General features: G+C 49.3%; 3 protein-coding genes and 1 pseudogene. 2 read left to right on the forward strand and 2 right to left on the reverse strand.

The genetic code is table 11. The features are described from left to right. A partial coding sequence (locus FE394_RS19030) for a hypothetical protein (protein WP_319927890.1) occupies window positions 1-326 on the forward strand: 326 nt, incomplete at its 5' end. Between the two features lie 172 nt (window positions 327-498). On the opposite strand, the gene FE394_RS19035 is transcribed toward FE394_RS19030, so the two are convergent. Together FE394_RS19035 and FE394_RS19040 are read right to left on the reverse strand one after the other, a co-directional pair. Beyond that, window positions 499-666: a hypothetical protein gene (locus FE394_RS19035; RefSeq protein ID WP_319927891.1), complete on the reverse strand. Its 168-nt coding sequence runs from the start codon at window positions 664-666 to the stop codon at window positions 499-501. Further along, window positions 659-1,480, reverse strand: a pseudogene (locus FE394_RS19040) (IS701 family transposase); the annotation flags it as partial. The gene FE394_RS19035 and the pseudogene FE394_RS19040, both read right to left, overlap by 8 nt. Between FE394_RS19040 and FE394_RS19045 the strand changes: the two are divergent. After that, a complete protein-coding gene (locus tag FE394_RS19045; protein WP_319927892.1) occupies window positions 1,461-2,249 on the forward strand; it encodes an IS110 family RNA-guided transposase in 789 nt (262 codons plus the stop codon). The pseudogene FE394_RS19040 and the gene FE394_RS19045 sit on opposite strands and share 20 nt — an antisense overlap. Window positions 2,250-2,319 lie beyond the last annotated feature (70 nt).

Here is a 2,319-nt window from a genome sequence, read left to right on the forward strand (position 1 = left end):
AGTGTTATACCAGAGGGGAGAGTGATAGTAGGTATTTGGGGTTGTCTGGAGGGAGTAAGGGACTAAGAACATTATATGATGGAACGCTTGAGAAGGGAAAATCTGCATCTTTTGGGGAAAATATAATTGGCAGAGTTATTTTTGTGACGCTAGAAAATGTTGGTGGACGTCAGTTCGGTTTTTTCCCCATCGGAAATATGGATTATCAGTGGGGTGGGGGGTGGGATGGATTTATTTTAATAAATCTATCTGGAGATGGGCGAACTATTCGGGTTGTAGATGAAGGCAATTATTGCCGGCTTAAGAAATTGGAAGTATTAGTATGATTCTGATAGAAGAGGCTAAGCCTCTTCTATCACCCTGTAAATAAGTTTGTGGTGTGATACGAGGCTGTTCCTGTGATTGTTTCACCCAATAAGTTATAGTGCGATGAAACCTGCTGTCTCACCAGCAGTTCCCTCCCGTACTGTATTGCTGGGGAACAAGTCCCATCTAGTACTACAGCCGTAAACGCTCTGTCATCATAAGGTGATCCCGGCGGCGATAATGACATTGTTGTGCACAATATTGGTGTCGTCGTCGCCAAGATGACCAATGTAAAGTCTGTTCGACTGTTTCTCCCGTTTTTTCCATTAATTTTGACAGTAGCTTACGCAGTTCAGCCACACTGAGGGCTATCAGCCCCTTCGGCGTTTTTTTTCTCCCGTATCCGCAAAACTGCCAAAACCGCATGGGCCAGTAACGACAGCGTAATATGCCGATACCAGCTATGCCATTGCCGCACTTCGTAGTGATCCAGACCGCACTCCCCTTTGGTTTCTTTAAAACCACTTTCAATTTCCCAGCGATGCCCTGCCACCTGAGCCAGGGTCTTCAGGTCAGCCTGTTCTCGGCGCGCATACACCACAAAGTAAGCCCGTTCCTGTTTCTCATCTCGGCTGCGCCGGACCAGCAGATAATGGCCATATTCCCGTTCTTTCTCACTGAGTGGTAAACGCCAGAGCGGCACCCGAATCCAGTCATACTGACGTTCGCCTTTCGCTCCCCGCCCCGCAGAATGTTTTTCCCATTGCTGAGGCGTCAGGCTGTCCACTATCTTGTCCGCTCTGACAGGGGTCGGCCCTTGCCACCACAACGGTTCATTTTTGGGGATCGCCAGCCCAAACGGTTGATATCGGGACTCCAGCCAGCAGCGCAGGCGACAATCCTGACCATAAACGGTATCTGCCGTCACCCAACGACAGGGCACACCGGCCTCTAATGCGCGTTCCAGCATCTGCCGGGCGAGTTGCGGCTTGGTGGCAAAGCTCACCGAGTCAGGAATGCCGGCGGCTTCACAACGTGGACGGTCATCAGTCCACTGCTTGGGCAGGTATAACGCCCGGTCAATAAAGGCATGGCCGCCTTGACCGGCATAACAGAGGAAGACGCCGATTTGACTATTCTCGACACGTCCGGCGGTGCCACTGTATTGGCGCTGTGTCGGCGGAAAAAATGATGCTAATGACGCTGCTGCGATCTGTATGGCGGTAACAAGACAGGATATTCACTGTGTGCCCATAAAAAGTGCTGAACAGCAATCATTACAGTCATTGCACCGAATGCGGGAAGGGGCTATTCAGGAAAGAACAGCGAAATCAAATCAGATCCGCAGTCTGTTTTCAGAAGAAGGCGTTATATTTCCGGCCGGACTGTCTTCACTAAAAAAAGGTCTCCTTGAGTTTATCGAGAACGGTGAGTCAGCGATAACCCCTATCCTGAGAAAGCTGGGCATGATGTATCTTGAACAATTATCCTGTTTACAGACGTGGATCGGTGAGCTTAACGCAATGATTGACCGGTATTTCAAAGAAAACGATGCCTGCCAACGGTTAGCCACCATTCCCGGTATTGGGCCGGTGATCGCCACGGCCATTGTCAGCCGTGTTGGAGACCCTGGTCTGTTCAAAAATGGCCGACACTTTGCTGCCTGGCTAGGGTTAACCCCCAGACAATATTCCAGTGGTGGAAAAACCAGACTCGCGGGAATAACAAAACGGGGTGATGGTTATATCCGTAATCTGTTGGTTCAGGGAGCCAAAGCAGTGATTTACCATGTAAACCGAAGGCACGATAACTATGGTGAGTGGATAAAAAAGCTGCTGCAGCGTCGTCCGGTTAATATTGTGGCTATCGCGCTGGCCAATAAGATCGCCAGAATATCGTGGGTGATATTAACGGGTGAAGAAAAATTCAGAGTGACGTCGTAATTACAGAGTAACGGAGTCATTTTTAGTTTTATTGATCTTGCTCATTGCGCGGGAAAAGTGAGATGGGAGA

Origin of the sequence: Xenorhabdus littoralis, from assembly GCF_033949345.1 — a bacterium.
Taxonomy (GTDB): domain Bacteria; phylum Pseudomonadota; class Gammaproteobacteria; order Enterobacterales; family Enterobacteriaceae; genus Xenorhabdus; species Xenorhabdus littoralis.